Here is a 26,791-nt window from a genome sequence, read left to right on the forward strand (position 1 = left end):
TTATCAAAAAGTACAAAAATAAAAAAAGTCAAAAGGAAGGATGAACTAAAATGAGAAAACTTTTATCATTACTGAGTAGCATGATAATAGTGTCCACAGCCGTAGTCACAACAAGTTGTAGTACTAAAGAGAAAAATAATCAGCACAAAAATGAAAATGGGGATAGTATTTGAGCATGAATTCCAGGAATTTTTGGGGGAAAAGAAATTACTTCACCTGATATTTGAAGTGTTCTAGAAAATCCATTTGTAAATGCAAGAAATGGAAAATGAACAAATGACCCAACCCAATGAGATGGACCTACTAGAATTAAAATGTCAGTAGAATTATCATTAATTTTAAGTGTTGCAATTTTGGCCAACCCTAGCAAGTTCTTTTTAGATAATAAAGAAAAAAATATTGATAGCGCAGATTATAAAGACTTAGTAAACATTTTAAAAAAACAATGAGAATTATTGGTTACAAGTACAAATAAAGCTGTTGAGAAAAAGAAACAAAGTTTTAAAGATAGCGACAAAAAAAAATGAGAAAAAAAATATCATGATTTCTTAGATTCAAACTATAAAGATATTAGCGGTAGTAATGGTAACAAAAAATATGAAATTAAAGAACAAAATTATAAGGCAGCTATTATGACAACAGGAGTTGATGGTGGTATTAGTGCAACGCAAATGTTAACTAGCACTTTGTTAAATAATAATATGCGTGTATATAAACAAAATACTACTAACAGTTCAGTTAAATTCTTAAAAGATTTTGCTACTTTCCTTAAAGATAAAAAATCACCAAAAGAATGAAATAGTAATAATCAAAATTTACGAATTCAATTAGCCTTAGCCTTTACTTGAGATAAAAGTAAAAATTCTTTTGGTGAAGATTTTAGTAAATTAACAATTAATGAGATTGATAGTCGTCTTGACAAAATTGCAAATAATTTAAAAACATATAATTATAACCATTTAGAATATATGAATGATAATCATCCACCAGTTTCAACACCTGTTTTTGAAAATTCAACAGCAACATCTATTGGAACACCAATATTAAGTGAAACATATGATGTTGGACAACTTTCATTATTTCAAAAATATATGACTAAAAAATGATTTCAAAATGAAAAACCATTAGCAATTTCAAAAATAACTTATGGTTTTAAATCAGGTGCAACACCAACTGATACTGGCTTTACAACAGATAGTTTTGATGAAGCAACAAAAAAACAAATTAATAATGATCTAAAAAATTTAACATCAGCTAAAAACTGAGAGGACTTTATTACTAACAGTGAAGGAACTGTTACCCCATCAAGTGACTTATTAACATTAAGTACACAAGCTGATGCTGTTAAATCAAATATTTTAAAATCAAGTGTTTATGAAAGTATTAATGCAAAGGGAGAAGCTGCACCTGCCGATATAGATACTGTAATAACTAAAATCAGTCGTAAAAATCAAGGTGACGCAATTAGTGCTAACTGAACAATTGGAAGTGGCAGCGGTGATATGGTTGTTAGTTTCTTTGATACAAATGGTTTAAATTTAGTTCATATTGATGGTCGTGAATATTTACAAGATGCAACTGCATCATCATATAAAGACTATAATATTGATTGACAATTCAAAAGTTTAAATTACTCAAGTAATACTTATAGTGCAATGGAGGATAAATCAGAAATTATGACAACTGATAAAGCAAAACAAATGATGAATACTCAATTTAGTAATGCTCAATACTTATGATATCTAGTAAACCGTAGCTTAGTTAATAATAGTAGCAATAGTAAACTTAAATTTAAAGTTTTAGATGAAGTTAAAAAATATGCTACTTTAAGTTCAAATTCTGGTTCAGCGGATGATAAAACATGATGATGAATTTTTGACTTTTTTAATAACTTTAATAATAAAATTTTAACAAATAATACAACTCCACAAGAGTGATTAAAAAAATTTATTACTTTTAATAATGATGGCGAAGGCCAAAATAATGCCGATTGATTTATTTCAATTATTAATGCGATGTCATCTAATTTATCTGGCGGAACTGTTCAACGTTTATACAGTAGTTTTGAAGCAGAAAATAAAAAAATTGAAGGTTATAAAATTGGTGGACCAGCGGCTAAAATTAAAACAAAAGATATTGTTCATAAAATTAGCAACGTAAAAATATGAAATGAAGAAATCAATGCCAATTACGCCGGGGCAAACAACAACGCAGCAGAAACAGCAGTGCTTTTAACACAATCAAGTGCTCCAGCAATGATACGTCCAACGACAAATCCAGCAATTTACTATAAAGGAGGTAGGCGATAATGAAAAAATTACTAAGCCTTTTAGGGGCAATAGCCTTTACTTCGTCTGCTAGTACATCAACCCTTGTTGCTTGTGCAAAAAAATCTTTTGAAAGATTTACTGAACCTGAGATTGCTGACCAAGTTAAACGTTGAATTATTGCCCAAATTAATGCAGAAGATGCATCAGATGTTGTTAAATATTCTTTCAATGATATTTTTACTAAAGCAGCATTAAAACAAATGGCAATAAGATTATTAGATACTAATATTTCAAAATATTTCTACGCTTCCGAAGAAGTAAAAAGAGCTCATTATACAGGAGTATCAATTGATATTAGTCAACCTGACTCATTATTAATTAAACAATTTATCAATTTTGTTGAACAAGTAGCCCTTGATAATTTAAGTACAAAATACTTTACTGGAATCTTTAATTCAACTCCATTAGAAACAACAATTGCCGGACAAGGATACGCTCCTGACTATCAAACCGAAAAATGATATGTTGGTGGTACTCAGTCATACTTCTGAACAGGTACATCTAACATAGATTATAAAAAATCACGAAAAGAACAAGAGGAAAATAACTTTAAAATTCAAATTAAAAGTGCTGGTAATAATTATAATGACTTTAATGCAATGTCAGAAAATGAGAAAAAAGCAGCATTAAAAGTGCGTTTTAAAGATTATTATATTCATGTCGAAGTACCAGCAGTTATCGATAAAATTATTACAGCGACATATTTACATCAAAACGAAATTAAACGTTATGGAAGCGTTGATAATAGTGTAATTTATTTAAATCGAAATAGTGCTTTATTTAATGCCACTCAATCATGAGATACTGTTAGTGGTGCACGATGAAAATCGTATCTTAAAATGGTTTGAGAATTAAAATTAGATAAAGAAAGTTTAGATAAATTATTTGCAGGAAGCGGTCCATTAGCAAAAGTTGAAGAATTAAATTATAATTTAACTAATTATAAAAATATCTTAACAGATATCCTAACAAAAATGTTTAATAATAAACAAAATAATGCATTTGATAACATGATTAAAGATGGGATTGATCCAATCTTTGGTATTAGTGGATTTAAAGGATTCGTAGGAATTAACAAAAGCAAAAATGATATTTTTACAATCCTAAGCAATGCTGATGCATATAAGCAAAAAATTATTGATACAGCAACTCCAGGAATTATTAAATCTGGTGAAGGGACAGATCCTTTAAGTTACCAATTCTTAGATGCTAATAAAAGATATGGTTCAGTTGTGTTAGTTTTACCAATCTATACCGTTGATTTAATGAAAAACATGAACATCAACTATAAAGCTGATAATAAAAATAACAAAGAATTATCATTAACTTGATATGGTTCAGGCGGAGCACAAACTGATTTAGACCAAGCTTGATTAGCACAACAAGGTGGTGCTAAACGTTCATTATCATGATTATACAAAGAAAAAGGTTACTTAGGAACCCACAATGAAACAGGAAGTCCACTTTATAATGACAAAGGAGCTCCTATTGACATTGCCAAAAATACAAAGGGACAAATCCTAAAATGAATTGAATATACTTTTGCTCAACAACAAAACTTACAAACAGCAGCAAAAACAAGATTATATTCCCTTGCCTTTGCTAATAATCCCGAGAATGTTTATTCACAAACCTTATATAATGCAATTAGATCATTCATTATTAAAGAAGAAGATTAAAAATCTTCTTCTTTAAATGTGTAAATTGTAAATACCAAATCATAAAAAGTTAACTATTAATTTAGTTAACTTTTTATGATTTGGTATTTACAATTTACACATTTAATATTCTCTTTTATTATGCAAAAAAATTAGTTTCATTTTCCGGACGAATTAAAATCCGATCAATTTTAATTGCTTTATTTGTTTTATCATCCACTTGTAATAATACTGCTGAAAAAATAAATCGATCATTTTCAGTTGCTGGTTCAAATCGCGCTGGTAATCCTGTTTTTTCTTTAATAATAATTTCATCTGGGTTAGCCCCAATAATTGAATCATAACTACCACACATCCCAACATCAGTAATATATCCGGTTCCTTTTGGCAAGATTCGATTATCAGCAGTTTGAACATGGGTATGGGTTCCAAAAAAACCAGTAATAATACCATCATAGTTTCAAGCAAAAGCTAATTTCTCAGCACTAGCTTCGGCATGAAAATCAACAAAATGATAATCACTATCATCATTTGCAATAATTTCTTCAAAAATGGTATAAGGATTATCAACAGGATCCATAAAACTGCGGCCCATTAAATTAGTAATGCGAACTTTTTTATTATTAACATTAATAACAACAGTCCCCTGCCCAGGGGTAAACGAGTTCATATTGGCTGGTTTTAATAAATCATTTACTTCTTTAATATATTTTAAAACTTCGGGATTCCGAAAAATATGATTCCCCGAAGTAATAATATTAATCCCCGCTTCTTTTAACTCATTATAATGATGCTTCGCTATTGACTTACCATGGGTTGTATTTTCACCATTGGCAATAATTAAATTAATATTATATTTTTTTATTAGTTGTGGTAAGTATTTTTTGACAGCTGTCCGACCAGCTTGCGCATAAATATCACCAATTATTAAAATATTCATTTTAGTTTCTCCTTAATCACTATCAATTTTTTTTAATTTTTTAATTAATCCAACGCATTCTTTAATGTTTTCAAATTCTTGATAAATAATATCCCGCTGATGCTGTTTAAATCCTAATTGTAAGTTATTTTCAAATTTTTGCAAAGCACTTGTAATTTTTACCAATGAATCATATACAGCGTTTCGAGAAACACTTTTTAAACCCGCAATTTCACTTAACGAGTAATCATCAAAAAAATATAATTCAAAATATTCTTTTTGCTTAGTTGTTAATAATTTGCTATACAACTCATATAAAATAATTAACTCATTTGATTTTTCTAAATCTTTCATTATTCTGTTTCCATTTCATTCTGATTAAATAAATCCTTTGTTAAATTATAAATATATTGTTCAATATCAAATTCTTGTAAATCAGTTGGTTGTTCACCTAAACCAATTAATTTAACCGGAATATTTAGTTGGTCTTTAATAGCCAATACAACGCCACCCTTAGCCGTTCCATCCATTTTGGTTAAAACAACTCCACTAACATCTGTTACTTCAGAGAAATTCTTTGCCTGGGAAATCCCATTTTGACCAGTAACCCCATCAATTACCAATAATGTTTCATGCGGAGCATCCGAAATTTCTCGTTTAATAATACGATTAATTTTATTTAATTCGCTCATTAAATTAACTTTATTTTGCAAACGCCCAGCGGTGTCAATAATAATAACATCAACATGGTCTTGTTTTCCTTTAACTAGGCCATCATAAATAACACTAGCCGGATCTTGGCCCTCTTTTAATGGTTTAACAATGGCAACTTGTAAGCGTTCTGCTCATTGGTTTAACTGTTCAACAGCCCCCGCTCGGAAAGTATCACCAGCAACTAATAAAACCTTTTGTTTTTGGTCAAGAAATTGTTTTGTTAATTTAGCAATTGTTGTTGTTTTTCCAGCTCCATTAACACCAACCATTAAGATAACATTGACACGATGATTCTTAATATTTAACTTATTTTTTTTACTTTTGGGGTCATTATATAAATCCATTATTACTTCGACTAAATAATCATTAGTGTCTTCAATACTTCACCCTTTTTGAACTTTCTTGCGAATTTGGTTCGTAATTCGTAAGACCATATTCATTCCTATATCACTGGCAATTAAAATTTCTTCTAATTCTGCTAAGTATTGATCATCATATTCTTTATACTTATGTACTAATTTTTTAATATCATGAGAAAAAGTTAAGCGTGTTTTTTGTAACGCCTTTTCTAATTTAATTTGTTTTTTCTCTTCACGCTTTGCTTTTAATTTTTGAAAAAAACTCATTTCTTTTCTTCACCCACTTCTCTATTGCGGATTATAATTTCACAACAACTTTGAAACTATCTTTATCTGTATACTGTAAAACTAAATCATAAAAAGTTAATAAAATTATAACAAATTAAAAATAAAAAACAATAATCACAAAAAATAGTAAATTAAAAATATTGTTTTTAATATTTATTTTTAATATTTCCGTTATTATCAATTTCTGGTGTATTTGGTTCACTGTCATTATTTCAGCAATAAACTGATTTAAAATAATCATCGCTTCTATATCATCAGTGAGAAAACTCAACAATACCAGATTTATATATATTTAAGTTAATACCCTTAATATCTGAATTAGTTAAATTTAAATTATAACCACTTAAATTATTAATATTTCTTTTTCCTGCAGGAGTATTTAAATCTATATTATTTTTAAATTTAACAATACGACAATCATCAGTTCCATTACCACGCCACACAACAAAATAATATTTATTATCTAATTTATTAAGTGGTTTTTCTTCTGGTGCTATTCATTCTAAAATACCATCTTTTATGTTTATATTGTTTTTCTCTTTTAGTTCTTTTAATTTTACTTCATTATATTCTGATTTATTACAAGCAACTAAACTTGTTGTAATTGTTCCAATTAAAGTGATGGTTGTTAAAAGATTTAATATTTTTTTCATATTTATATTATTTCTGTATTTAAAATTAGTTTAGGTTTTCCATCTCTTATTAAAGATAAAATTGCTTTTCCATTAAAAATTATACTATTATCTTCATTAATAATAATTTCATCTGGTAATAAACTATATTTTTGTAAAATCTGCATTGCTTCTTTAATTGATAATGTAACAATTTGCTCTTTATTATCACCACCATTAATTATTTCAACATTAATAGTTCCTATAATTTTTTGTTTTAAATTTATTGTAGATTCATATTTACTTTCTCTTACTGAATAAACAATTGTTTCTTTTTCATGGGGGAAAAGTTCTATTTCGTCTTCTGATTCATTAAATGAATATAAAATCATTTCTTGTTCTTGTTTATTTACATTTGATAAAGTATGTGTTGTTGTTTCATCCCTATAATTAATATTTAAAAAGTCTCATAATTCATTTTCATTATCCATATTTAAAGTTCAACCAGTTTGTAAATTATCTTTTCCATTTTTACTTATTCCTTTTATAATCTGAAAGATAAATTTTTATTTTTGATTATATTCACATTTGGATATGCTTACTGATTTTATAATTGAAGAATTTTTTTGCGTTCTTTTATAGTAAAAAAAACATTTTTATAATTAACACCCCAATTTAAATCTTCGTTTCTTTTTGCTTCAATATTTCCAAAATTTAAATTATTAGTATTAATATAATTTATTTTCTTAAATTTTAAATTGGGATTCTCATCTCGAAATTTAAAAAATACTGCTTTTTTAATTAATTTATTTAAATTAACAATTTTATTTTGTTGATTAATTATATAATATATTTTATTATTTTTAGAAAAATATTTATTACTATTATTTTTTTTCTTTTACTATAGCTGAATTATTTGTTTTGTTAATAATTTCTAATTATGAAATATCTAATTCAGGATTTAAATAATTTAATTCATTTAAAATTACACTATCAAAATTATTATTAATTTGTCCTAAATTATAATAATTAGGATCATATTCATAAACACTATTATCTCCTGAGCTAAAATATAATTTATTGTTGAAAACTACACCAGAAGAAGCAATTCAACCATTCATTTTAATAATAAATTTTTATTGTTTTGTTACTGGATCATATTCATAAACACTATTATCATCTGAACCAAAATATATTTTATTATTTAAAACAATTCCACTAGTAGAAATTCTGCCATTTGTTGTAATGATAATTTTTGTTCTATTTATTTTATCATTTTCATTGTTACTTCGCTTTTGTTTTTTATTATTTATATTTTCTATTTTTTGATACGGGCTAGCAGCAATGACATTTGGAATTGCAGTTCCGGTAATTGTTAATACACTTAATAAACTTAACAGTTTTTTCATTTTGTATAATTTCTTTTCTTTCACCTTGAAACTTTTTATTTATTTATCAAGATCTATTGACATTATATATATATATATATATATATAAACACTTTTAAATATATTTTAGAAAGAAGATTGTTTGGAATGATTATTATTGTAATTATATTGTACTAATCTGGGTTCGCGGGATTTTCTATAGTTTTACAGTATACAAATACTTAATAAAATGGGTGCAGTCCTTATCATATTTTCTTTTTTTATTTTGAATCTTTCCCAACGACTTTTTCTTTTTTTGCTGCTTCTTTGCGAGCTAAGATTTTCGCCATTTTTTTCTCCGCCATTAAACGACGACGTTTTTTCATTGACATTGCCATTTTATTATTCACCTTCTTCTTTTTAACTTTATTAGTAAAAATTTAATTTAATTTTGACTTAATAAATCTTGTTCAATTTCATTAGCAGTTACAAATCCTATCTTACGTTTTAATTCGTTTCCACTTTGAAAAATAATTAATGTCGGAATTGATAAAATCCCATGATCCTGAGCAATATCTTGTAGAACATCAACATTAACTTTAATAAAATTAACATCATCACGGGTTTTTGCTAACTCATCAATTATTGGAGCAATCATTTTACATGGTCCACATCAATCAGCATAAAAATCAACTAATGTTAACTTTGTATCAATAATTGCTTTTTTAAATTCATCAATATCTTTTATTTCTTTTATAGCCATCTTCATTTTCTCCTTTATTTAACTCTCTTACTTTTTTATCATATCATAAAAGTGCTATTTTTTTAAAAAATGTTGCAAATATTTTGCTGGGCCATCTTCACGATTTGATAATGTTACTTCATTGGCCATTTTTTTAATTCATCAATAGCATTACCAACAGCAATCCCAACTCCCGCTTGGCGAATTAATGAATATGTAAAGAAAAAAAGTCTTTGCTAAACTTTAGACTGCACCCAAAAAAGTAAGTAAAGAAAAAAAGTCTTTGCTAAACTTTAAAGGAGGTGCATTTTTATATGGCAAGAAAAGGACAAAAATTTAATAAATATACAGCATATTTTCGAAAAATGATAGTACAAGAGGTTAAAAATAATAGTATAAGTTTTATTGCAAAAAAATATCAAATTAATAAAAAAACTGTTTCTTCATGGTATGAAAATTTTAAGAAAGGAATTTTAAACACCAATAAAGGTCCAAAAGAATCATTTAAAAAAAGAGATTTAAACTATTACAAAGTTAGGTATGAATTACTAAAAAAGCTTCATGACTTTTACAATTAAATAAAAGAAAAATTGTATCTTTTATCAAAGAAAACATTAATAAATATCCACTAAATTTATTACTTGATATAACAGATTTAAAGCGTAGTTATTGAGATAAATATAAAAATTATTCAAGCAATGGTAAGGATAGCGAATCATTAAAAATATTGTAAAAGTCTATGAAGAAAATTTAAAACAATTTGGTTATCGTCGAATTACCAAATATTTAAAAGAAGATTATGGCATTGTTTATAATGCTAAGAAAGTATTGCGAATTATGAAAGAAAATAATATTCAAGCTGAATATGTAAAGCGTATGCGTAGAAAAATATTAATAAAACAAAATAGAAATAAAAATATAATTAAATATCCTGATTTAGTAAATCGTAATTTTAATGATATTAAAGAAAGATTTTCAATTTTATTTACTGATGTAACTTATTTAATTTGAAATGGTAAAAAACATTATCAATCAACAATATTTGATGGATATACTAAAGAAATTATTGATGTAAAATGATCAAAATTTAATAATAACAAACTTGTAATTGATAATTTAAATGATGCAATTAATAAAATTAAAAAAATAAAAAAAGATCTAAATAAAACAATAATTCATTCAGATCACGGATATCAATATACATCTAAAGATTACAATAGTAAATGTTTAGATAACAAAATTATAATTTCAATGGGTAAAAATTATCATTGTACAGACAACATTATTATTGAAAGTTTTCATTCATTACTTAAAAAAGGAACAATCCATAATAAAAATTATAAATCTCATAATGAATATATTAATGATGTTAAAAAATGAAATAAATGATATTCAAACCAAAAAGAAAAATATATAATAAATGAAAGTTTGTAAACCTTTTTATTAATGCTTACTAAACAGGGTGCAGTCTATATAATTAAATACCACAATTAGACCTTGCTTGGAAAATTTTACATCAAGACAATATTTTAAAAAAATTTTTTTAAATTAAATTAGTGTTTGTTAAGATTAGTAAAATTTATTTTTTGTTGTTTTTAATTTTATAATTTTAAAAATAAATATTAAAAATAATATTTTTAATTTACTATTTTTTGTGATTATTGTTTTTTATTTTTAATTTGTTATAATTTTATTAACTTTTTATGATTTAATTTTATAATATACAGAAAATAATGAGGGCCTTCACATGAATAATATTAGTTTCAAAAAAGTTGATTCCAAAATTATTGAATCAATTAATACTGCTTATCAAGCTTATACTATCAACAATGCCGATCTTAATAAAGTTAATGTTTTTAACAAAAACGGGATTACAATTACAATTTATAAAACCAATAGTGTTTTATTCCAGGGTTATCATTCCGAAAAAGAAGCCCAGCGGTTTTTTCCAACATTAACAAGTTCTTTGCCAAATAAAAAAAAAGAAAATGTTATTGCAATAAATTATTTTCAAAAAGATGTTATTGGTAATGATGAAGTTGGTGTTGGCGACATTTTTGGTCCGCTTGTTGTCACCGCTGCATATCTACCCTTGGCCACTTTTGACCAGTTAGCAGCCTTACCAATTAAGGATAGTAAAAAAATCACAAATCAACAAATTTTAACCTTAGCACCAACAATTAAAAAATTAGTTAAAAGCGCTACAATTATTATTAATAATGAACTTTATAATAAATGATATGATAAATACCAAAATGCCCATGTTATTAAAGCTTTAGGTCATAATCAAGCTTTGGTACAATTATTAGCAAAGTATAACCTAACTAATAAAACAATCTTTATTGATCAATTTGTTAATCAAACAAAATACTTTGAATATTTGCAACACACAAAGCCAATGATTAAAGATAATCTTGTTTTCATTACCAAAGGAGAGGAAAAATCATTAGTCATTGCCTGTAGTGCCATTTTAAGTCGTGCAACCTTTCTAATTAAAATACAAGAACTAGAAGCGAAATACCACCTTTTTTTCCCATTAGGAGCTAGTGAAACAGTTAAGACAGTGGCCCGAAACTACAAAGCAACAATGCCCGCCACTACGTATAATCAGTTTTTAAAAGAGCATTTTAATTTAACAAAAAAATAATACTTTCCAAGGATTATTTTTAATCTTCTGTATACTGTAAAACTAAATCATAAAAAGTTAATAAAATTATAACAAATTAAAAATAAAAAACAATAATCACAAAAAATAGTAAATTAAAAATATTGTTTTTAATATTTATTTTTAAAATTATAAAATTAAAAACAACAAAAAATAAATTTTACTAATCTTAACAAACACTAATTTAATTTAAAAAAATTTTTTTAAAATATTGTCTTGATGTAAAATTTTCCAAGCAAGGTCTAATTATGGTATTTAATATATCTAAAATAGATTTTAATCTACTACGAATATTAATTAATGGCTCATTTTAACCCAATCAACGCTTTATATCTCTATTTATTCTTTCTACTAATGCTTTCTGACGAGGTTTACCAGAATCACAAAAATAAACTCTTATTTTAAAATGTTTTTCTATTGTTTTTCATCTATAAAATTATTTTCCTCTATCGGTTAAAATACAACTAAATTTACTAATACCAATTTATTTAATCATTTTCATTAAAATTGTTAATACAATACTTGCCTTTTTACTAAATAAAATATGATAAAAAAGTATTTTTGATTTACGATTTACTAAAACTAACAAATAAAAATTACCACAATCAAGAGTATCCATTTCTCAAATTCCACTAAAACTTAAATCATTTCCATAATCATTTTAAAATTGCTTATAATCTCTAATATTAAGTAATTTTCCACGATTATCATTTTGTTCCCCATTTTTTGTTTTTCTTTTTTTATTTTTAAAATATAACATTTCTTTTTTTAAATTAAAATAACCTAATTTAATATACTTATACATTGTTTTAAACATACACCAAATTTTACATTATATTGTAATTCATACGAAGTAATAATATTTTGTGGCGAACAACCAAAATTATTATATTCATTAGAAAAATGACTTAATTCTTGTGAATTTAACATTGAATATTTACGACATTGTTTTTTATTTTTATCATGTATTTTTTGTGCTTTTGCAGCATTATAATCATTAATATTATCAAACAATATTTAACTCTTGCCAAATAGTTCTATAATCTCTATTCATTTGCTTAGCAATTTTTCGAATATTAATTATTCCATTTTCCTTTTTAAATAATTCATTATCTTTTAATTTTTCCAAATTTACTCTTTCATTAAAATCTAATCTTTCATATTTTTTCATACTTTATCTCCTAAAATATTTAAAATGTTATAATTTATGTGCAATAATTATAACATTTTAAATATTTTAGGAGATAAAGTATGAAAAAGTTGCTAAGTATTTTAGGAGCAATCGGATTAAAAGCAACAAGTACAACATCATTAATTAGTTGCGAAAAACCAAATAATAGTGAAAACGGCGAGTAATAAACCAGAACCCAAACCAGAGCAACGACCAGTTGGAAATAATTGAAAGTTAATTGAAGATTATAAATTACGCGGGATAATTTATTCTTTACTTTTTAATTTTAATATCATTTGCAATCTTATTGACAGTATTAATAACAATATCTTTACCATACTTTTTACTAACGACCGCAAAATTAAATATTGCTTTATTTGCATAATTTCAACCTCCTATAATTAACTTAAAAATTAACTTAAAAAAGTTAACTAAATTAATAGTTAACTTTTTATGATTTGGTATTTATAATTTACAATTCTATCACTACAGTAATTTTTTAATATTGATAATTTTAATCCTTAGGTTAATAAATTAATTATTTTTTTGGTTCTCGTTCGACAATAACATTAATGACGGGTAAACAACGATAACAAACTTGCGCTTGGTCAAACATTCGTTTCGCTGCTTGATTATCCTCGCTATCCTCATATTTGTCATCATCATAAATAACTTCTTTAATCCCCGCTTGAATAATAATCTTGGTACATTCAGTACAAGGAAACAAAGTTGTATAAATTCGACAATTCTCTAAGTTTGTTCGCGCACTTAAAATGGCGTTTAACTCTGCATGGGCAACATACGGATATTTTGTTTCTAAATACGCTCCTTCGCGTGCTCACGGAAAATAATCATCATTCAAACCACGCGGTAAGCCATTATAGCCTGTGGCTATAATTTGATAAATTTGGTTAACAACAAACTCCCAACTTGTGTATGGGGGTCTTTACTGCGCATTGCACAAACATGAGCAACACTTAAGAAAAATCATCCCATGATAAATAATCATCCCGTTTTTTGACTGTTAATACTGTCAAAAATTACCTAATCCGCCCAAGGCAAAAAGATTATCAAAACGAGTCTGACTATTTAATAAAAAGATTGGTCAATCCGGTTTGGGATAAAGATAATAATTATTTAACATGTCTTCAATGGCATTCCGACTCATTAATCCCGCACGTCAATAGCTTACTAAGACATCAATTACTGCCCCACTATATGGTGGCACATAACGCATTCATAATAAGGTAATGACACTGACTGTTATCATTGTGACAATAATAAAGACTGGATATAACATTGTTCAATTCACACGATGTGAGCGGTTAAATTCTAAGCCATAACCAATAGCACTCCCAACAAAAAAGCCAACAAAATTAATTAAATAATATGAATAACCTAAAAAGATTGGCATTATTAACAGCCATAACATAATAATTAAAGTTCATTGATTGGCAATTAAAACCCCTAAATTTTCTTTCCCATAATTATAACTAAACAAACTTCCTCATAGAATTGCTAATAAAATTGTTGAACCACCAAAAATTCAATTCGGTAACACGGCCCCTAAAAATAAGCCCGCTAATGGGACCCCTAACAATAAAATTACCGATAATCGTCAACGTCCTAACAAGGCTTCCACATAACGCGCAACGGTAAAAATCATAAATAAATTTAAAACTACTAATAATGAATTACTTGAAAATAAGACATATGTTCATAATCGTCATCATTGGTTATTTCAAATTAATAAATCCCGGGTAATTCCCCCATAAACCAGTTGCGTTGCTTTTTCACTTAATTCTTGCGTATTAAAAATCTGCGCTCCAAAAAAGATACCAATAAATGGAATCAGTAATAATAAGGCAATTAAAACTCACGTCACGCCTAGATTATTGACACTTAACTTATCACTTAATTGCTTTAAATTTTTCGTTAATTTACTATTTGGGTCTTTAATGCCATCTAAAATTTCTTCTGTTGTCATTCCCACCATTGAAGACTCGGTTTCACTACTTTCTTCTAACATGGTAATGTTCGGATAATAATTTTTTAACTGATCAAGATAATTATTTTTATTAACAAATAAGGTTACATTACCACTATCATCTTTGTAAATTTGCGAACGATTTTCAATTAAAACAATTGATAAAATAGTAATTTTTGCGCGTTGAAATTTCTTATTTAAAAAAGTCTTTAACATTTTCACAATTTCATCATTAATGATGAAATTGTGAAATTCACCACTAAAATTATCAATAATTTTAATAATTTGAAATTCTTTACTATCAACTTTATATAAGTAAGCATTATTATTATTTCGTGGTTTACTTTTATAAACACTGTATTTTTCTTGTTTTAAAAAATAATCAACTAGAGATAACTTATCTTTATCAAAACTCATTGTTTTCTATCCTTTCTCGCGTAGTATTGCTAATCTTTGTTCAAACTCTTGTGGTAATGTTGCTGTTATTGTCAGAAATTGTTTTGTAACTGGATGAACAAATGTTAATTGATAAGCATGCAGATATTGGCCAAAAATTTCTTTTTTATCAGTACTTGTCCCATATAACGGATCACCCACACTTGGATGATTAATGTATTTTAGATGGACGCGAATTTGATGCGTTCGTCCTGTTTCTAATTCACACTCTATATAAGTATAATCATTAAACCGTTCAATTACAAGAATATTAGTCACTGCTTTTTTAGAATTTTTTGCGGTTACGGTCATTTTTTTGCGGTTATTTGGATCGCGACCAATTGGAGCATCTATTTTAGCCCGCTTTTCGGTAATTTTACCATGAACAAGCGCTAAATACCGGCGTTGTAACTGTTTTGTTTGAATTTGTTCTTGCAACTGCTGATGAACAACATCATTTTTAGCAATAACTAAGACCCCTGTTGTTTGCCGATCAATTCGATGGACAATACCCGGACGTTGTTCACCACTAGCTGTTGACCAATCAACACCATGTGCTAATAAAGCATTCACTAAGGTATCATCTTGATGCCCTGGCGCGGGGTGAACAACTAAATTGTTTGCTTTATCAATCACCATTAAATATTCATCCTCATATAAAATTGTTAACAGCATTGCCCTCGGGGTTAAGGGACTGGCCTTTGGTTCGGGTAATTCAATAATAATTTGATTGCCAATTTTACCAAGCGAATTTGCTCGCACCACTTGGTCATTAACTTGTACTTGTCTGGCGGTGATTAATTCTTGCACTTTTGTGCGAGAAAAAGGAGTTGGTTGCGTCTTAAAATAATCAGTTAAAATTTTATCAATACGATTTGTTGTCGAAGCAATAAAAGTAATTTTAGCCATTTGACTCAACATTTTCCTCGTGATTGCTACGGCGGCGTTCAAGATAAAATTTAATAATTTCAATTATAATGGCAATAATTAGGACAATAACTCCTGCTGTTACTCAAGTATCAGCTAAATTAAAAATACTATACGGTGGAAATAAAATTCATGCCAGAAAGTCAACAACGCCCCCTTGATTTCACATTCGGTCAATTAAATTGCCAAAGCCGCCCGTTGTAATCATGATTAAACCAACAACCGCCGGTTTACTATTAACATACAGAAAAATTCCAAATGCGATCAAGGTAATAACAACAGCGCCAATAATTACAACCGGAAGATTATTCGCATTTACCCCAAAGGCAATCCCTGTATTAACCATAAATTTAAAGTTAATAAAGCCATCCAAAAATTTAACTTCTGGCGCATCAGGACTATGCGATAATAAATGAAAAACTAATTCTTTAGTAATAATATCTAAAATTAATAAGCCAATAAAAAGTGGTAAACAAACTTGCAGTTTGTATTTTCAAATATAATTCCGATTTTTAAAATGATCTTGAACATCGTGTCAGAATTGTTTTGTTCGTTCTTTCATTCGTTTTTAACTCCTTTATTTTTTTATATATTATTGCACATTTTTGGTCGATAAAACATTAAAACAACGATCACAGATTTCATTATTTTGAGCGTTTAAATGGTTATAAATTATTCAACAGCGTTGGCATTTTACCCCGGATTTTTCTTGCACTTTTAAATAACTTGTTTCATATTCAGTTAAATGATGATGATCAGTTGTAAAAATAATCTCACTAACAATAAAAATTTTATATAAATCCTTAATTGTTGCTAAGTCAGCATATGGTTCTTTTAAAGCAATCGTAACTTGGCACTCTAAGGATTTCTTAATTTCTTTTTGTTCACGACGACGTTCTAATTCTTTATTAACATCATCGCGTAATTTTAATACTTGTTCTCATTTTGTGATTAATGCTTGATCAATTGTGGTTGACAAAACAAAATTCTCTTCGCAATGCACCGAACTTTGTTGGTGGGGATATTTAATAAACTGGTGACTCTCTTCTACCGTATGCGGAATAATTGGTTTTAAAGCATCAACTAAAATACGAAATAAATAATATAAGGTTGTTTGCACAACACGCCGACGAGGATCCGCCATTTGCTCAATATATAAAATATCTTTGGTAAAATCTAAATAAAATTTTGATAAAGTTGTAATCACAAAATTATTAATTAACATATAAACATTATTAAAATTAAATTCCTCATAACTTTTATTAACTTTTTTTTGAAATTCATAGGCTAAATGTAACACATAATAATCAACTTCCGCTAATTGCGGTTGACAATCAGTTGCTGGATTAAAATCAGTTAAATTCGCTAATAAAAACCGCAAAGTATTACGAATTTTACGATAAGCTTCGGCAATTTGTTTTAAAATATCCGGACCAATTTTAACATCATCGCGATAATCAACCGATGCAACTCACAGTCGTAAAATATCGGCCCCATACTGGTCAGTAATCGCTAAGGGCGAAATTACATTCCCTAATGATTTACTCATTTTACGCCCCTTTTCATCATTAGCAAAACCATGCGCTAAAACTATTTGATATGGCGCATGCCCTGTGGCAACAACCGAAGTAATTAATGAAGAATTAAATCAACCACGGAATTGGTCAATTCCCTCTAAATAAACACTAACAGGATGCGGCAACTGGTAAGATTTTGTGACTGCTAAATTACTAACCCCACTATCAAATCAAACATCCATAATATCTTGCTCTTTGCGTCAATTACGCTTTTGATACGGTGGTGGTAATAATTGATCCGCTGTTCATTCAAATCAAATATCGGTTGTTTTTGCTTTAGCAAATAAATTAATAACATGTTCAATTAATTCGGGGCTAAATTGCGGTTGATTATTTTCATCATAAAAGGCAATAATTGGAACGCCCCATAATCTTTGCCGCGAAATACATCAATCTTGCCGGTTTTCAATCATTGTTGCCATTCGCTTCGCTGCTCATTCTGGATTTCATTGTACTTGTTTAATTTCCGCTAATAAGGCTGGTTTTATTTTTTCAATTGAAACAAATCATTGCGCTGTTGCCCGATAAATAACTGGTTTCTTTGTTCGTCAATCAATTGGTGAGCGGTGCTTAATAAATTTTAATTTTAATAATACGCCCTCTTGTTCTAAGCGTTGGCCAATCATTTTATTGGCATCTTCATAATACACTCCGGTTAAAGTATCATCGCCGACTTCGGCGGTATATTTCCCGGCATCATCTAAAGGAGCAAAAATTGGGACATTATTTGCTTTCGCAATCAAGTAATCATTTTCACCAAAACCAGAAGCCGTATGAACAACTCCCGTTCCTGTTTCAATCGTAACATGATGGCTAAGAACAACGGGGCTATAACGATCATATAAAGGGTGTTTTGTAATAATTCCCGCTAAGTTAGCCCCAACAACTTCTTGAATAATTTTAACTTTTTCTCAGTTAAAAAGAGATTGTAGCTGCTCTAATAACGCTTTGACAAATAAATACTTTTCACCATTAACTACAACTTCAACATAAACAATTTCTTCCCCCACTGCTAACATTTGATTCATTGGAATTGTTCATGGGGTTGTTGTTCAAATAATAAATTTTGTGCCTGGTTTAATTATTTTATTCCCTGTCGTTACCGGAAAGGTAATATAAATTGATGGGGAAATTAATTCGTCATATTCAATTTCGGCTTCCGCTAAGGCCGACTCACTCGATGGTGATCAATAAATTGGTTTTAATTGCCGATAAACTAATTTTTTTTGGACCATTGTTTGAAATAACCGGAATTGTTCTAGTTCATAGGCTAAATCTAATGTAACATATTTCTGCTGAAAATCACTAAATAATCCTAACCGACTAAATTGGTTAATCTGGTTATCAATTTGGTCAAGGGCATATTTTCGACAAATTTGGCGAAAGCGAACGGGTGGGGTTGTTTTACGATTGACCTCGCTTTTAACAACAGCAGTTTCAATTGGTAAACCATGGGTATCTCACCCACAAATTCAAGGACTATAGTATCCTTTTTGGTTATAATAGCGAACAATAAAATCCTTTAAAATTTTATTTAAGGCATGGCCAACATGCAAATCACCATTTGCATAGGGAGGGCCATCATGTAAAATAAAAGGTGGTTGGGTGACATTATGTTGATAACGACCAGCAACAACATTTGTTCGTAGTCATTCTAACTGGATTTTTGGTTCTTTCTCCGCTAAGTTAGCTTTCATTTCAAATAAGGTATTGGGAGTTAATAAGGTATCTTTATAATTCATCAGCGTTTTTTCCTTTCTGTCATAAAAAAAGCAAGACTATAAGAGCGCTTGGCGCGCGGTACCATCTTACTTTATAAATATTGCAATAATATTTACCTTTTTTGTTAATTTCTAATTGTAAAAACAAGAAATAATTATTTGCTGGCTATGATTAGCTCGCATCAACCTAATCTCGCTGGAATAGTCGTATCAAATAATCGTGGTTTGTTTTCTTATAATAAATATTACACTATTTATTTAATTTTGTTAATAATTTCTTTCTTAATCAATTCAGTAATTCGGTCACCATCATTAATAGAAAAAGCATAAATTCGTTTGTTGCGTTCTAAAAAATTATTAATGACTTTTAAAACAGCTTGGGAATTATGGCGATTATAATCAATGTCATCTAGTAAAACGGCAATCTCTTCTTTAAAAGCATAGAAAAAATAAACGGCTTTCATAATAATGTGCCCCGTGTTATGACTGGTAACTTCAAAGGTTTCGCGTGATTTCTCAATATTATAACGCGAAATATGTTCTAAATGTTGCAATTCTTGTAAACGAAGCATTAATTCCCGGTTATCATATGTTAATTTTTCAATAAATTCATTTTGCTCATAAATAACTGTCCATAAATCTTTCTCTTGTTCTGCCATATTTTCACCTACTTTTATGCAAACTTTGCAATCGTAATTCGATAATGTTGATTTTTTGATGTGTAAATTGTAAATACCAAATCATAAAAAGTTAACTATTAATTTAGTTAACTTTTTTAAATTAATTTTTAAGTTAATTATAGGAGGTTGAAATTATGCAAATAAAGCAATATTTAATTTTGCGGTCGTTAGTAAAAAAGTATGGTAAAGATATTGTTATTAATACTGTCAATAAGATTACAAATGATATTGAAATTAAAAAGTAAAGAATAAATTATCCTGCGTAATTTACAATCTTCAATTAACTTTCAATTACTTCCAACTGGTGGTTGTTGTGGTTTGGTTTATGGTTTATTACTCGCCGTTTTCACTATTATTTGGTTTTTCGCAACTAATTAATGATGTTGTACTTGTTGCTGTTAATCCGATTGCTCCTAAAATACTTAAAATGTTATAATTTTATTAACTTTTTATGATTTAGTTTTACAGTATACAGACACTTAAATAGATATCCTTCGCTGTCAAATATAAATCGCCAAGTACACGCATTTCTAATTTCATTTGATTTAAAATAAAACCAAGAATTTGGTGATGTTGTAATAAGTCTTGTTTTGGTTGGTTCGCATGTAACATAATAGTATTATCAGCATGCTCATTAAAACTAACGGTTGCCCGAAAACCATTGACAAAAGGCTGATGAATTTGATAATCAGTAATCTTTTCTTGCCGTAAGATTGCTTCTAAAATAACAATTTGACGTAAATCAAGAAAATCAGTGTTCATAACATGACCCCGCGTCCCTTGCTCACACCATCCTTTAATTTTATTAATTAACTCATAATCTTGTTAATAATGTTGTAATAACTGCGCCTTCTTAATCATTTTTTCGCACAGTAAAGTGGTGCGTGCGATGTTCAATTTTTTTGAACAGCACCATCAAATGCATACATCACACCACTAATGAAATCTAATAATCGGATTCGTTCTGCTTTTGGTATTTTCTCTAAATGGGCAATTAATTGCCCATTTGCCAATAATAAATCCGCCATTTTTGGAGCATCATGATAACTATCCGCAACAAAACCAGTTGTAATAACGCTAGTTGCACTGGCATCAGTTGGTTGCTTGTTCATTCCTTCACGCTCAAAAGTCACCTTTTGCAACGGGGCAGTGGTGACAGGAACAGGTTGGGGATTACTATGATCACTATAGACAATGGCTCAGTTAGACTATCACTAAAATCAATTCGTGACTGAGAATCGTAAATACTTCGTTTTTTTTCTTAAAAATACTCATTATTATCAACTACGACGAACAAATGGTGGTAAATCATCATCATCTTCATGGTCAATTACTTGACTATTATTAACATGTTCTCTTCGCGCATTAATGCGACGGTTGGCATTTGCCGTTTCGCGTTCAGCATTTTCTGATAAATTAGTAAAATAACTTGGTCGCTTACGCGCCATATCTTGATCATTATCATCAATTACATCTGGTTCACCTTCACGTATTGGTTTCGCCGCGGGACCTTCATATTCTTCCGAGGCAGTACGATAAGTATTATCCGAAGAACTAAAATTTTGTTCCTCATCAAAGCCAGTGGCAATAACTGTTACAATCATTTCATCGTCTAAATGTTCATTAACGGCTGTTCCAAAAATAATATTAACCTCGCCACCAATCGCTTGCTTAACAATATCAACCGCATCATTGGCATCGTTTAAAGTTAAGGTATTTCCACCAGTAACATTAATAATTGCATCACGAGCACCACGGATTGATGCTTCTAGCAATGGTGAAATTATTGCTTTATTAGCTGCTTCAATTGCTTTATCTTTCCCTGAACCAATCCCAATTCCAAATAAAGCGTTACCTTTATTTTTCATAATGGTTTTAATATCAGCAAAATCTAAATTAATTAAAGAAGGAACAGCAATTAAATCAGTAATTGTTTGGACTCCCTGACGTAAAATATTATCTGCTTCTTTAAAAGAATCCTTTAAGGGAACGCCGCCAATTACTTCTAATAAACGATCGTTTGAAATAATAATTAATGAATCAACATGTTTACGTAGTTCTTCGGTTCCTTGAATGGCATAACTATTCCGCGCACGACCTTCAAAGGAAAATGGTGTTGTAATAATCCCAACAGTTAAAGCACCTTGTTCGCGAGCAAGTTTAGCAATAATAGGAGTGGCCCCAGTTCCAGTTCCACCACCCATTCCAGCGGCAACAAAAACCATATCTGCTCCTTTTAAAGCTTCCTTAATTTCTTCCGCTGATTCAATTGCTGCTTGACGACCAACATCCGGATTAGCGCCAGCGCCCAATCCTTTTGATGTTTCTTTTCCTAATACAATTTTATTTTTTGATTTTGAAACACTAATAATTTGAGCGTCAGTATTGGCAACAATAAATTCAACGCCTTGTACACCGGCTTCAATCATGCGATTAACAGCATTATTACCACCCCCACCAATACCCATAACTTTTATTGATGCGACTTGTTCATAATTATCAAAATTTTCCATAACCTTAATTCCTCCACTTTTTATATATTATACTATTTATTTCACATTTTGGTAGTATTTTTGTTGATATTGTTTTGTGAACCGTTTAAATATTGATTATTGAGGTTCATTGCCCCTGATGCTGGATTAGCTCCAATTCCTGGTTGCTGTCCATCATAATAATGGTCAATTCGTTGGTCTTTTTTATCCACATTATTATTTAGATAACGAATATAACGATGATCAACGGATTGAATATTTGTGGCACTGACCTTATTTGCTAAATGTTGATAATAAATATTCCCTAGTAAACCAGTGCATCATGTTTCTTTAGCCCCTAACGTTGATACAATGTAAACTGAAATATTTTTATCTTTATTTAAAGCAAGTAGATTCTCTTTAAAACCACTAATTCGTAAAATTTCACCAACAACAATCACTGGATAGTCATAGCGCCCTAAGCTATTAGCTAACTTTTCACTTAATGTTTCCATTTCTTCTGTTAAAGCGTGATTAACAATCCGTTTTAAATCATAATGGGTAAAGTTTAATTGTGTTTGTTGTTGATGATCATATTTGCTATAAATAATTAAATTATCTTTACTATTATTATTTAAATTAATAATTTTATATAAATACTTTAGTGCTTGCTTGTTATCACAGCTTAAGACATTACGTAAACGCGTAATTATTTTTTTAATTCCACCCGAAATAATAATTTGTTCACACAATGTCTCACGTACAAAAACGTAAGCGGTAATATTATCATAATCTCAATTAATAATTGTAATCCCGTTTTGTAAATCAACCGGCGATGCAATATTTCACGCAAGACTAAACCCTTCTGGAAGGATGCCCATAACTTTAATTTTGGCATATTTAAGAGTAGCAAAAATACTTTGAATAACTTGTTTTTTTGTTACATAAACTATTGCCTTAATACTTACTTTGTGCGCTGCCTGTCCGATTGGTGGCGCTGATAATGCTTTTTGTTCATTAAGAATATAACGATATGGTCGAATAAAAAAAGCAGTTTCATCGTCTAATAAAGGAACTTCTTTTGCTAATGTAATCAATGAATCAATATCATTTTTGGTAATTAGTCGATCATGTGTTAAATTTAGCATTTTGGTTGAAGTTTTAATTGTCATATTATTAGCTGTAATACTAATTGCCACCCGCTCAATTACAATTCTTAATTGACGATTTGCATCTTTAATTAAATTAACTAATTCTTTTGCAACATTTTTTTCATCAATAATAACGCCGTTGTCACAAAAATGATATTCAAGATGTCGTTTATAAAGCACTTTAATTTGTGATTCACTATAAACACCAACCATAAAACTAAAACTATAATTTTTGATTTCTAACACGGCATATACTTCTTTTAACTTATATTCCACTTCGTTCACCTCCTTTTAAAAAGTGTTTGAATATTATTTTACCCGTTCTAATATTCGTAACTTAGCACTGGTACTCCGATGATTAATAGTTTGCTCATTAATCGAGGGAACGAGTGCTTTTTTGGTAATAATTCGATAATTACTTTCAAAATGTGATATTACTGGTAATTGCTGATTTATTTCATAATTAGGATCTTGTGTTAAACTTTGAAAATATTTTTTAACAATACGATCTTCTAATGAATGAAACGAAATTACAACTAAGCGTCCATGGACCGCTAATAGGGTTGTTGCTTGGCGTAATGACTCTTGTAAAACAAATAATTCTTGATTTACTTCAATCCGTAAGGCTTGAAAAACTCGTTTCGCCGGATGCTTCGCTTTTTTTAAAATTTTTTGCGGTAAGCTCTTTTTAATAATCTCAATAAGTTGGAAAGTTGTCACAATTTCTTGTTCATCCCGCGCAAGCACAATGTTTTTAGCAAGCACTTTAGCAAATGGTTCTTCGCCATAATCTTGGAAAACTTTTGCTAACGCTGCTTGCGAATAAGTATTAACAATTGTTCTCGCGATTAAACTTGCTGTTTGATTCATCCGCATATCCAAGGGACTATCATAACGATAACTAAAACCCCGTTTATAATCATCTAACTGTGGCGATGAAACTCCGAGATCATATAAAATCCCATTAACTGCTTTAATTTTCCGTAATTGCAATTCAGCAGCTAAATTAACAAAATTATTTTTAATAATTTCATAATTACGATATTTACTTTGATGCAAAATTTGTTCCGAAGCAGTAATTGCTGCTTCATCTTGCTCAAAACAATATAACTTCCCATTTGGGAGATGCTTTAAAATTTCAAGACTATGCCCCGCTCGCCCTAACGTGCAATCAACATAAACTTCATTTTTAATAATATTTAACCCGGCAATTGCTTCTTGTAATAAAACTGTTTGATGTTTAAATTCCATCGGTTAAATTTTTTCCTCAAAATTCTTTGCTGCTTCTTCCATTACTGGTGCTTGGTCAATATATACTTCTCAAACTTTTGGATCTCATAATTCTAAGTGATCATTGTTTCCAATAATAACAACATCTTTACTAATTTTTACTTTATTTTGTAAAATAGACAAAATTTTAATTCGCCCAGCATTATCGAAAGTAGTTTCATCAGACATTGACATAATTTTTCTTGTCAAAGCCCGTCCTTCGGCTGTGGCTTGCCCGGTTGAAGCAACTTTTTCTGCTCACTTCAATCATTCGGCATTATTACGAACATCAATACAACCATCAAAACCAAGCGAAATAAAGACTTTATCATCTTTAAACTGCTCTCTCATTTTAGAGGGAATTGTTAATCGTCCTTTATCATCTAATGTATGGTTGTAAGTTCCTAATAATGCCATTTTGACCCATTCTCCCCCACTTTCATACATATTGTATTATACTATTTTCCATATTGCAACATTTTTCCTAAACTTTTGCTGTAAATTGTGGATTGGTAACTGTAAATTGTAAATACCAAATCATAAAAAATTAACTATTAATTTAGTTAACTTTTTTTATAAGTTAATTTTTAAGTTAATTAAAGGGGGTTGAAATTATGCAAATAAAGAAATATTTAATTTTGCGATCGTTAGTGAAAAAGTATGGTAAAGATATTGGTATTAATACTGTCAATAAGATTGCAAATGATATTGAAATTAAAAAGTAAAGAATAAATTATCCCGCGTAATTTACAATTTTCAATTAACTTTCAATTACTTCCAATTGGTGGTTATTGTGGTTTGGGTTGTGGCTCCTCCATTTTCACTATTATTTGGTTTTTCGCAACTAATTAATGATGTTGTAGTTGTTACTTTTAATCCGATTGCTCCTAAAATATTTAAAATGTTATAATTATTGCACATAAATTATAACATTTTAAATATTTTAGGAGGTAAAGTGTGAAAAAATATGAAAGATTAGATTTTAATGAAAGAGTAAATTTGGAAAAATTGAAAGATAATGAATTATTTAAAAAGAAAAATGGAACAATTAATATTTGAAAAATTGCTAAGCAAATGAATAGAGATTATAGACTTTAGACTGCACCCTGTTTAGTAAGTATTAATAAAAAGGTTTACAAACTTTCATTTATTATATATTTTTCTTTTTGGTTTGAATATCACTTATTTCATTTTTTAACATCATTAATATATTCATTATGAGATTTATAATTTTTATTATGGATTCTTCCTTTTTTAAGTAATGAATGAAAACTTTCAATAATAATGTTGTCTGCACAATGATAATTTTTACCCATTGAAATTATAATTTTGTTATCTAAACATTTACTATTATAATCTTTAGATGTATATTGATATCCGTGATATGAATGAATTATTATTTTATTTAAATCTTTTTTTATTTTTTTAATTTTATTAATTGCATCATTTAAATTATCAATTACAAGTTTGTTATTATTAAATTTTGATCATTTTACATCAATAATTTCTTTAGTATATCCATCAAGTATTGTTGATTGATAATGTTTTTTACCATTTCAAATTAAATAAGTTACATCAGTAAATAAAATTGAAAATCTTTCTTTAATATCATTAAAATTACGATTTACTAAATCAGGATATTTAATTATATTTTTATTTCTATTTTGTTTTATTAATATTTTTCTACGCATACGCTTTACATATTCAGCTTGAATATTATTTTCTTTCATAATTCGCAATACTTTCTTA

28 protein-coding genes and 3 pseudogenes are annotated in these 26,791 nt (G+C 28.5%); 7 read left to right on the plus strand and 24 right to left on the minus strand.

What is annotated here, in order from left to right; translation table 4 throughout:
- The first annotated feature begins 50 nt into the window (after positions 1 to 50).
- Both AACK78_RS04050 and AACK78_RS04055 read left to right on the plus strand, forming a co-directional pair.
- Positions 51 to 2,309 (plus strand): hypothetical protein, encoded by a 2,259-nt coding sequence (locus AACK78_RS04050; protein ID WP_338954519.1) that lies wholly within the window; start codon positions 51 to 53, stop codon positions 2,307 to 2,309.
- Positions 2,309 to 4,009, plus strand: a complete 1,701-nt coding sequence (locus AACK78_RS04055; RefSeq protein ID WP_338954521.1) for a lipoprotein — start codon at positions 2,309 to 2,311, stop codon at positions 4,007 to 4,009. Before AACK78_RS04050 ends, AACK78_RS04055 begins: the two co-directional genes overlap by 1 nt.
- A gap of 118 nt (positions 4,010 to 4,127) precedes the next feature.
- Here the strand turns inward: AACK78_RS04055 and AACK78_RS04060 are convergent, their stop codons facing one another.
- The 8 genes from AACK78_RS04060 to trxA form a co-directional block, all read right to left on the minus strand.
- Positions 4,128 to 4,928 carry a TIGR00282 family metallophosphoesterase gene (locus AACK78_RS04060; protein ID WP_338954523.1) on the minus strand — a complete coding sequence of 267 codons (801 nt, stop codon included), beginning with the start codon at positions 4,926 to 4,928 and terminating at the stop codon, positions 4,128 to 4,130.
- 12 nt (positions 4,929 to 4,940) lie between these two features.
- The gene (gene ylxM, locus AACK78_RS04065) at positions 4,941 to 5,261 is read right to left on the minus strand and encodes a YlxM family DNA-binding protein (protein WP_338954525.1); all 321 of its coding nucleotides are present in this window, start codon (positions 5,259 to 5,261) and stop codon (positions 4,941 to 4,943) included.
- Complete coding sequence (ftsY, locus tag AACK78_RS04070; protein WP_338954527.1) at positions 5,261 to 6,247, minus strand: signal recognition particle-docking protein FtsY; 987 nt, start codon at positions 6,245 to 6,247, stop codon at positions 5,261 to 5,263. Before ftsY ends, ylxM begins: the two co-directional genes overlap by 1 nt.
- 167 nt (positions 6,248 to 6,414) lie before the next feature.
- Positions 6,415 to 6,921 (minus strand): lipoprotein, encoded by a 507-nt coding sequence (locus AACK78_RS04075; RefSeq protein ID WP_338954529.1) that lies wholly within the window; start codon positions 6,919 to 6,921, stop codon positions 6,415 to 6,417.
- 2 nt (positions 6,922 to 6,923) lie between these two features.
- A complete protein-coding gene (locus AACK78_RS04080; protein WP_338954531.1) occupies positions 6,924 to 7,370 on the minus strand; it encodes a hypothetical protein in 447 nt (148 codons plus the stop codon).
- A gap of 447 nt (positions 7,371 to 7,817) precedes the next feature.
- The gene (locus AACK78_RS04085; RefSeq protein ID WP_338954533.1) at positions 7,818 to 8,000 is read right to left on the minus strand and encodes a hypothetical protein; all 183 of its coding nucleotides are present in this window, start codon (positions 7,998 to 8,000) and stop codon (positions 7,818 to 7,820) included.
- A gap of 15 nt (positions 8,001 to 8,015) precedes the next feature.
- Positions 8,016 to 8,288, minus strand: a complete 273-nt coding sequence (locus tag AACK78_RS04090) for a hypothetical protein (RefSeq protein WP_338954535.1) — start codon at positions 8,286 to 8,288, stop codon at positions 8,016 to 8,018.
- Between the two features lie 403 nt (positions 8,289 to 8,691).
- Positions 8,692 to 9,009: a thioredoxin gene (gene trxA / locus AACK78_RS04095; protein ID WP_338954537.1), complete on the minus strand. Its 318-nt coding sequence runs from the start codon at positions 9,007 to 9,009 to the stop codon at positions 8,692 to 8,694.
- 293 nt (positions 9,010 to 9,302) lie between these two features.
- Here trxA and AACK78_RS04100 point away from each other — a divergent pair, with 293 nt between their 5' ends.
- From AACK78_RS04100 to rnhC, 3 genes are all read left to right on the plus strand, one after another.
- Positions 9,303 to 9,566 carry a transposase family protein gene (locus AACK78_RS04100; RefSeq protein ID WP_338954539.1) on the plus strand — a complete coding sequence of 88 codons (264 nt, stop codon included), beginning with the start codon at positions 9,303 to 9,305 and terminating at the stop codon, positions 9,564 to 9,566.
- A gap of 259 nt (positions 9,567 to 9,825) precedes the next feature.
- A complete protein-coding gene (locus tag AACK78_RS04105; RefSeq protein ID WP_338954541.1) occupies positions 9,826 to 10,422 on the plus strand; it encodes a DDE-type integrase/transposase/recombinase in 597 nt (198 codons plus the stop codon).
- 313 nt (positions 10,423 to 10,735) lie between these two features.
- Positions 10,736 to 11,635, plus strand: a complete 900-nt coding sequence (gene rnhC, locus AACK78_RS04110; protein ID WP_338954542.1) for a ribonuclease HIII — start codon at positions 10,736 to 10,738, stop codon at positions 11,633 to 11,635.
- 202 nt (positions 11,636 to 11,837) lie between these two features.
- Here rnhC and AACK78_RS07560 read toward each other — a convergent pair.
- A pseudogene (locus AACK78_RS07560) lies at positions 11,838 to 12,824 on the minus strand (IS30 family transposase).
- An 80-nt stretch (positions 12,825 to 12,904) separates the two neighbouring features.
- Between AACK78_RS07560 and AACK78_RS04135 the strand changes: the two are divergent.
- A complete protein-coding gene (locus AACK78_RS04135) occupies positions 12,905 to 13,009 on the plus strand; it encodes a lipoprotein (protein ID WP_338954550.1) in 105 nt (34 codons plus the stop codon).
- A 353-nt stretch (positions 13,010 to 13,362) separates the two neighbouring features.
- Here AACK78_RS04135 and AACK78_RS07565 read toward each other — a convergent pair.
- The 14 genes and pseudogenes from AACK78_RS07565 to AACK78_RS04205 form a co-directional block, all read right to left on the minus strand.
- Positions 13,363 to 13,861: pseudogene (locus AACK78_RS07565) on the minus strand (deoxycytidylate deaminase).
- On the minus strand, positions 13,849 to 15,228 hold the full coding sequence (locus AACK78_RS04145; RefSeq protein ID WP_338954554.1) for a rhomboid family intramembrane serine protease: 1,380 nt from the start codon (positions 15,226 to 15,228) through the stop codon (positions 13,849 to 13,851). The pseudogene AACK78_RS07565 and the gene AACK78_RS04145 overlap by 13 nt, the downstream one beginning before the upstream one ends.
- Positions 15,229 to 15,234: 6 nt before the next feature.
- A complete protein-coding gene (locus tag AACK78_RS04150; RefSeq protein ID WP_338954556.1) occupies positions 15,235 to 16,155 on the minus strand; it encodes an RluA family pseudouridine synthase in 921 nt (306 codons plus the stop codon).
- Entirely contained in the window at positions 16,148 to 16,735 is a 588-nt protein-coding gene (gene lspA, locus AACK78_RS04155; RefSeq protein WP_338954558.1) for a signal peptidase II, read from the minus strand. Before lspA ends, AACK78_RS04150 begins: the two co-directional genes overlap by 8 nt.
- Before the next feature lie 30 nt (positions 16,736 to 16,765).
- Positions 16,766 to 19,492 (minus strand): isoleucine--tRNA ligase, encoded by a 2,727-nt coding sequence (ileS, locus tag AACK78_RS04160; RefSeq protein WP_338954559.1) that lies wholly within the window; start codon positions 19,490 to 19,492, stop codon positions 16,766 to 16,768.
- A gap of 233 nt (positions 19,493 to 19,725) precedes the next feature.
- The gene (locus tag AACK78_RS04165) at positions 19,726 to 20,130 is read right to left on the minus strand and encodes a hypothetical protein (protein WP_338954561.1); all 405 of its coding nucleotides are present in this window, start codon (positions 20,128 to 20,130) and stop codon (positions 19,726 to 19,728) included.
- A 354-nt stretch (positions 20,131 to 20,484) separates the two neighbouring features.
- On the minus strand, positions 20,485 to 20,580 hold the full coding sequence (locus AACK78_RS07570; protein WP_422396887.1) for a lipoprotein: 96 nt from the start codon (positions 20,578 to 20,580) through the stop codon (positions 20,485 to 20,487).
- Between the two features lie 33 nt (positions 20,581 to 20,613).
- A complete protein-coding gene (locus tag AACK78_RS04175; protein WP_338954564.1) occupies positions 20,614 to 20,913 on the minus strand; it encodes a hypothetical protein in 300 nt (99 codons plus the stop codon).
- Between the two features lie 47 nt (positions 20,914 to 20,960).
- Entirely contained in the window at positions 20,961 to 21,284 is a 324-nt protein-coding gene (locus tag AACK78_RS04180) for a cell division protein SepF (RefSeq protein ID WP_338954565.1), read from the minus strand.
- A gap of 144 nt (positions 21,285 to 21,428) precedes the next feature.
- Entirely contained in the window at positions 21,429 to 22,664 is a 1,236-nt protein-coding gene (gene ftsZ, locus AACK78_RS04185; RefSeq protein WP_338954566.1) for a cell division protein FtsZ, read from the minus strand.
- A gap of 32 nt (positions 22,665 to 22,696) precedes the next feature.
- Positions 22,697 to 24,049: a cell division protein FtsA gene (locus AACK78_RS04190; RefSeq protein WP_338954568.1), complete on the minus strand. Its 1,353-nt coding sequence runs from the start codon at positions 24,047 to 24,049 to the stop codon at positions 22,697 to 22,699.
- A 33-nt stretch (positions 24,050 to 24,082) separates the two neighbouring features.
- A complete protein-coding gene (gene rsmH, locus AACK78_RS04195; RefSeq protein WP_338954570.1) occupies positions 24,083 to 25,024 on the minus strand; it encodes a 16S rRNA (cytosine(1402)-N(4))-methyltransferase RsmH in 942 nt (313 codons plus the stop codon).
- A 3-nt stretch (positions 25,025 to 25,027) separates the two neighbouring features.
- Positions 25,028 to 25,459, minus strand: a complete 432-nt coding sequence (gene mraZ / locus AACK78_RS04200; protein WP_338954573.1) for a division/cell wall cluster transcriptional repressor MraZ — start codon at positions 25,457 to 25,459, stop codon at positions 25,028 to 25,030.
- A 354-nt stretch (positions 25,460 to 25,813) separates the two neighbouring features.
- Complete coding sequence (locus AACK78_RS04205) at positions 25,814 to 25,963, minus strand: hypothetical protein (RefSeq protein WP_338954575.1); 150 nt, start codon at positions 25,961 to 25,963, stop codon at positions 25,814 to 25,816.
- A 36-nt stretch (positions 25,964 to 25,999) separates the two neighbouring features.
- Here AACK78_RS04205 and AACK78_RS04210 point away from each other — a divergent pair.
- Positions 26,000 to 26,134: pseudogene (locus AACK78_RS04210) on the plus strand (IS30 family transposase); the annotation flags it as partial.
- 41 nt (positions 26,135 to 26,175) lie between these two features.
- Here AACK78_RS04210 and AACK78_RS04215 read toward each other — a convergent pair.
- Entirely contained in the window at positions 26,176 to 26,772 is a 597-nt protein-coding gene (locus tag AACK78_RS04215) for a DDE-type integrase/transposase/recombinase (protein ID WP_338954579.1), read from the minus strand.
- Between the last annotated feature and the right edge of the window lie 19 nt (positions 26,773 to 26,791).

Origin of the sequence: Spiroplasma endosymbiont of Polydrusus cervinus, from assembly GCF_964019755.1 — a bacterium.
Taxonomy (GTDB): Bacteria; Bacillota_I; Bacilli_A; order Mycoplasmatales; family Mycoplasmataceae; genus Spiroplasma.